Source organism: Kribbella albertanoniae (genome assembly GCF_004348455.1).
Lineage (GTDB): Bacteria > Actinomycetota > Actinomycetes > Propionibacteriales > Kribbellaceae > Kribbella > Kribbella albertanoniae.
Genome location: NZ_SMKA01000415.1, coordinates 1 through 5,383, shown reverse-complemented (window position 1 = coordinate 5,383; position 5,383 = coordinate 1). Strand labels below are relative to the sequence as shown.

At 68.4% G+C, this 5,383-nt stretch carries 7 protein-coding genes; 6 read left to right on the top strand and 1 reads right to left on the bottom strand.

All coding sequences use genetic code 11. The features are described from left to right. Positions 1 to 684: IclR family transcriptional regulator (locus E1261_RS43095; protein WP_132415869.1), on the bottom strand; the 684-nt coding region annotated here is incomplete at its 3' end. Positions 685 to 753: 69 nt separating this feature from the next. Here E1261_RS43095 and pcaH point away from each other — a divergent pair. The 6 genes from pcaH to E1261_RS43065 form a co-directional block, all read left to right on the top strand. Further along, positions 754 to 1,527 carry a protocatechuate 3,4-dioxygenase subunit beta gene (gene pcaH, locus E1261_RS43090; RefSeq protein ID WP_202875457.1) on the top strand — a complete coding sequence of 258 codons (774 nt, stop codon included), beginning with the start codon at positions 754 to 756 and terminating at the stop codon, positions 1,525 to 1,527. Beyond that, positions 1,520 to 2,062 carry a protocatechuate 3,4-dioxygenase subunit alpha gene (pcaG, locus tag E1261_RS43085; RefSeq protein WP_132415867.1) on the top strand — a complete coding sequence of 181 codons (543 nt, stop codon included), beginning with the start codon at positions 1,520 to 1,522 and terminating at the stop codon, positions 2,060 to 2,062. The genes pcaH and pcaG overlap by 8 nt, the downstream gene beginning before the upstream one ends. After that, positions 2,059 to 3,204, top strand: coding sequence for a lyase family protein (locus E1261_RS43080; RefSeq protein ID WP_132415865.1), 1,146 nt, complete (start codon positions 2,059 to 2,061; stop codon positions 3,202 to 3,204). Before pcaG ends, E1261_RS43080 begins: the two co-directional genes overlap by 4 nt. Continuing rightward, complete coding sequence (locus E1261_RS43075) at positions 3,197 to 3,961, top strand: alpha/beta fold hydrolase (RefSeq protein WP_165952851.1); 765 nt, start codon at positions 3,197 to 3,199, stop codon at positions 3,959 to 3,961. Before E1261_RS43080 ends, E1261_RS43075 begins: the two co-directional genes overlap by 8 nt. Further along, positions 3,958 to 4,329, top strand: coding sequence for a 4-carboxymuconolactone decarboxylase (gene pcaC / locus E1261_RS43070; protein WP_132415861.1), 372 nt, complete (start codon positions 3,958 to 3,960; stop codon positions 4,327 to 4,329). The genes E1261_RS43075 and pcaC overlap by 4 nt, the downstream gene beginning before the upstream one ends. Next, positions 4,322 to 5,383 (top strand): 4-hydroxybenzoate 3-monooxygenase (locus E1261_RS43065; RefSeq protein ID WP_132415859.1); only part of this gene is annotated, 1,062 nt, incomplete at its 3' end. The genes pcaC and E1261_RS43065, both read left to right, overlap by 8 nt.

Genomic DNA, 5,383 nt, shown 5'->3' with positions numbered 1-5,383 from the left:
GAGGTTGGGGACTACCACGCCGATGGCGGCGACCACTGGGCCGTCGGGGCCGGTGGGGCGGATCGGTACGGCGATCGAGCAGGCTCCGAGGGTCATTTCTTCGGTGGTGGTCGCGTAGCCGCGGTCGCGGATCTCGACGAGTTGCCGGGTGAGGCGGGGTGCGTGGGTGATGGTGTGGGGAGTGAAGCGGGTCAGCTGGGTCATCGCCTCCTCCTGGATGTCCGCCGGGGCGTGGGCGAGGAGGACCTTGCCGACGCCGGTCGAGTGCAGGGGGAGGTAGGAGCCGACGGTGCTGATGATGGGTACGGACGCGCGCCCGGTGAGTCGTTCCAGGTAGAGCGTGCGGATGCCTTCGCGGATCGCCAGGTGGACGGTCGCGCGGGTTGCGGCATGGATGTCGTTCAGGAACGGGCCGGCGGTTTCGCGCAGCCCGCTCGGCAGGGGTGCGAGCAGGCCGACCGACCACAGTCTGCGGGCGACGACGTACCGGCCGTCGGAGCGGCGGCTGAGGGCGCCGCCGGTGACGAGTTCGCCGACCAGGCGGTGGGCGGTGGGTAGCGGGAGGTCGGCGCGGCTCGCGAGTTCGGTGAGGGTCAGGCGGCGGTGCTGGTCGTCGAAGGCGAACAGAAGGCTGAGCGCGCGGGACACCACCGTCGCGCCAGGCGTGGAGACTCGGCCGGCCATCTCGACGTTCCTTCCACTCAGCGGAAGACCATCGTGGCAGACGCGGCGCGCGGTGGCGACGATTGGCTGGTGAACGAACCCGTCGCGCCTGAACTCGCCCAAGAGCAGATCTCCGCCGAGATCGCCGCGGCCCATGCCGGGCCCGGCGGCGTACGGGTCGAACCGTCCGGACCTGCCTTGGACTTCGCGCCGTACCGGAGTTCGTTGCTGCGGTTCCCGACCAAGGACCTGCGGCAGGCGGACCCGGAAGGTGCTGAGCTGCTGGCACCGGTCTTCGGGGAGCATGACGTCGATCCGCTGGAGGCCGATCTGACGATTCAGGCGGGTGGTGAGCCGCTCGGCGAGCGGATCCTGGTCGCCGGTCGGGTGCTGGACGGCGACGGCCGCCCGGTCCGGGATCAGCTGGTCGAGATCTGGCAGGCGAACGCGTCCGGCCGCTACATCCACCAGCGCGACCAGCACCCGGCCCCGATCGACCCGAACTTCACCGGCGTCGGCCGCTGCCTGACCGATGCTGACGGCAACTATTCGTTCACCACGATCAAGCCCGGGCCGTACCCCTGGCGGAACCACCGGAACGCCTGGCGGCCGGCCCATATCCACTTCTCGCTGTTCGGTACCGACTTCACCCAGCGGCTCGTCACCCAGATGTACTTCCCGGGCGATCCGCTCTTCGGGCTCGACCCGATCTTCCAGTCGATCTCCGATCCGGCCGCGCGGGAACGCCTGATCGCGACGTACGAACACGACCTGTCCCAGCACGAATGGCTGCTGGGCTACCGGTGGGACATCGTCCTGACGGGATCCCACGCGACGCCGCTGGAGGACGAGGATCATGCCTGAGCGCACGCCCGGACAGACCGTCGGTCCGTTCTTCCACTACGCCCTCCCGTACGACGGCGATCGCGAACTGGTTGCCCCCGGCACCGGAATCCGCTTGCACGGCATCGTGTACGACGGCGCCGGTTCACCGGTTCCGGACGCGCTGATCGAGATCCGTCAGGCCGATGCGGCCGGTGTGGTCCCGGTTGTTCCTGGATCGTTGGTGCGTAACGGTGTTTTCACCGGCTGGGGTCGCTGCGCCACCGACCGGGTGGGTGAGTATTGGTTCTCCACGGTTGAGCCCGGGGCGGTCGACGGTGGTGCGCCGTTCTTCGCGGTGACCGTGTTCGCCCGCGGGCTGCTCGACCGCTTGTTCACCCGGATCTACGTGCCGGATCACCCGGCCCTGACGAACGATCGGCTACTGGCGTCCCTTGACGCGGACGACCGCGCCCGGCTGATCGCCACCCGAGGTGCCGACGGCTCGCTGCAGCTCGACCTGCACCTGCAAGGCGACAACCAATCGGTCTTCCTGACCTACCCGGGCCACAAATGAGCGACCTCCTGGAGCCGGGTCACCACCGCGCCGCCGGCCTCGGCGACGACGGCCTCTGGCACGCCCTCCTCCAAGTTGAACGCGCCTGGCTGCTCGCCCGAAGCCAGAGCACGGGGTCCCTCGATGCGGCCATTGCCAACGGGGTTCCTCGGCCGGCGCCGGAGGCGGTCGAGAATGCGGGTAGCCCGGTGGTTGAGCTTGTTCGCATCCTGCGCTCGATGGTTGACGACGAGACAGCGCAGGTGCTGCATCGCGGGTTGACCAGCCAGGATGTTCTCGACACCGCGTTGATGTTGCTGGCCAAGGATGCGCTCGGGCGGGCCGACACCTACCTCACTCTGACGGCTGCTGCGCTGGCTGAGCTGGCCCGGGCGCATCGGGAGACGGTGATGGCGGGGCGGACGCTTACGCAGTACGCCGTACCAGTTACGTTCGGACTGAAGGTTGCGCAGTGGCTGATCGGCGTACTGGATGCGCGGGACGCCGTGCGTGGGGTCGAGCTGCCGGTGCAGGTCGGGGGAGCTGCTGGGACCCGGTCATTGCTGGGGGAGTTGACCGACGTACCGGATGCGGTGGTCGATGCGTTCGCCGCCGAACTCGGGTTGCAATCGGCGCTGCCTTGGCACACTCGTCGTACGCCGATCACCCGCGTCGCGGATGTGATGGCCGAGGCCTGTGCGGCGGCCGGGGTCATTGCGGGGAATATCTTGTTCTTGGGGCGTCCTGAGGTTGGGGAGGTTCGGGAAGCGCGGTCCGCCGGGAAGGGGACGTCGTCGACGATGCCGCAGAAGGCGAACCCGGTGCTCAGCGTGCTGGTTCGCAGTGCGGCGTTGCAGGTGCTGTCGTTGGTCGCGCATCTCCACATGTGCAGCGGGCTCGCGGTCGACGAGCGACCGGATGGTGCCTGGCATGCGGAATGGCCCGCGTTTACTCGGGTTCTGACGTTGGGCGTGACCGCGTTGTCCCAGACTGCTGACCTGGTTGGCGGTCTGGAGGTCGATGCCGACGTGATGTCTCACCGCGCGCAGGAGGCGGCGGTCGAGTTGCTGGCCGAGCGCGGTACGGGAGACGACCCGGCGGAGTATCTCGGGTCGGCGACTGCGTTCGTCGACCGGGTTCTGGAGCGGTGGGATCGTGGTTGAGCTCACCTGCACCGACTTCGGCGGCTCGGGCGATCTGCTGATCGTCGGACCGTCGTTGGGGACCTCGGTGGAGGCGTTGTGGGGTGCGTGCGTCCAGCACCTGACGCCGTCGTTCCGGGTTGTCGGGTGGGATCTGCCGGGTCACGGCCGGAGCGGGCCGGCGGTCGGGTTCGAACTCGGCGATCTCGGGGAGAGTCTTCGGAAGATCGGTGCAGAGCTTGCCACTGGCAACGTCTGGTACGCCGGAGTGTCCGTGGCCGGTGCGGTCGGGTTCGCCCTGGCCGTTGCCCCGGGCCCGTTTACCGGGATCGCCACGCTCGCGGCGGCCGCGAAGATCGGGGAGGCCGGGTCCTGGTACGAACGCGCGGATCTCGTGCGGACCGCGTCGACCTCGGCGCTGATCGCGGGGTCGGTGGAGCGATGGTTCGCTCCTGGTTTCACGGACCGCGATCCGCGGACTGCTGCGCGGTTGCTGGACAGTCTGACCGATGCGGATGCCCGGTCGTACGCAGCGACGTGTGAGGCGCTGGCCCGATTCGACGGCCGGGAGCGACTCGGTTCCGCGACTGTGCCGGTGCTGGTGGCGGCCGGTCGCCACGATCGCGTCGTACCGGCTGAGCTGGCTCGGGACTCGGCGGATCGGTTGCCGTGGGCAACGTCGTACGTGTTCGAAGGTAGTGCGCATCTGCCGCCGGCCGAGGAACCGCTGGCCGTGGCTGGGGTGCTGACCGACTTCTTTCAGCGAGGGGTGCGATGAGCGATCCGACGTACGACGCCGGGATGCAGGTACGGCGAGAGGTGCTGGGGGACGAGCACGTCGACCGGGCCGAGGCCGGGAAGACTGCGCTCACCGCGGACTTCCAGGAACTGATCACCCGCTATGCGTGGGGTTCGGTCTGGGCGCGGCCCGGGCTCGACCGCCGGATGCGGAGCGCGATCACCATCACCGCGCTGATCGCGCACGGGCACTGGACCGAGCTGCCGATGCATCTGCGGGCTGCACGTCGTAATGGGCTGAGTTCGGAAGAGATTGTTGAGGTGCTGTTGCAGTCGGCCGTGTACTGCGGGGTGCCGGCGGCCAATCATGCGTTCGCGATCGCGCAGGACGTGTTGAAGGATGACTGAACTGACGCGCACCCAGGTCGGGATCGTCGGTGGTGGACCGGCCGGTCTGATGCTGTCGCACCTGCTGGCGCTGGCGGGGATCGATTCGGTCGTGGTTGATCGCCGTACCCGCTTGGAGATCGAGAGCACCGTCCGGGCCGGCATCCTCGAGGAGGACAGCGTCCGGCTGCTCGTCGAGACCGGGGTGTCCGATCGCGTTCGCCGGGAGGGGATTGCGCACGACGGCATCGTGCTGCGGTACGGCGGTGTCAGTCATCGGATCGACTTCCGGGGACTGGTCGGGGCGGCGTCGTGGCTGTATCCGCAGACGGATGTGTTTATCGATCTGGCCGATGCGCGGGCTCGTGATGGTGGTGACGTGCGGTTCGGGGTTGCTGGGACCCGGGTTGTCGATGTGACGTCAGATCTGCCCGGCATCTTGTACACCGGGGTGGACGGTCGTGAGCACGAGGTGCGCTGCGACTACCTGGTCGGTGCGGACGGTTCGCATTCGATGTGCCGGTTGGAGGTGCCGGAGTCGCTGCGACGGCACTATGCGCGCGAGTATCCGTTTGCCTGGTTCGGGATTCTGGCCGAGGCGCCGAAGAGTGCGCCGGAGTTGATCTACACGCATTCGCCGCGTGGGTTCGCGTTGATCAGTCAGCGGACTGACACCCTGCAGCGGATGTACTTCCAGTGTGATCCCGAGGAAGACGTCGATGCCTGGTCCGACGACCGGATCTGGTCCGAACTGCAGTCCCGCGTCGCCGGTCCCGACGGCCTCACCCTGAACGAAGGCCCGATCACCGGCAAGACCGTACTCCGCTTCCGCAGCTTCGTCGCCGAACCCATGCGCCACGGCCGCCTCCTCCTCGCCGGCGACGCCGCCCACACCGTCCCACCCACCGGCGCCAAGGGCCTCAACCTCGCCCTGGCAGACGTCCGAGTCCTCGCCGAAGTCCTCGAACGAACCCTCCACGGCCGCGACGCACTCGACGAGTACAGCCCGCGCGCCCTGGCCCGAGTCTGGAAAGCCCAGCACTTCTCCTACTGGATGACCAGCATGCTCCACACC

What these genes read in the sequence shown, in the direction of transcription:
- pcaG (WP_132415867.1), top strand. Translation starts at nt 1,520, where the DNA reads ATGCCTGAGCGCACGCCCGGACAGACCGTCGGTCCGTTCTTCCACTAC.
- E1261_RS43080 (WP_132415865.1), top strand. Translation starts at nt 2,059, where the DNA reads ATGAGCGACCTCCTGGAGCCGGGTCACCACCGCGCCGCCGGCCTCGGC.
- pcaC (WP_132415861.1), top strand. Translation starts at nt 3,958, where the DNA reads ATGAGCGATCCGACGTACGACGCCGGGATGCAGGTACGGCGAGAGGTG.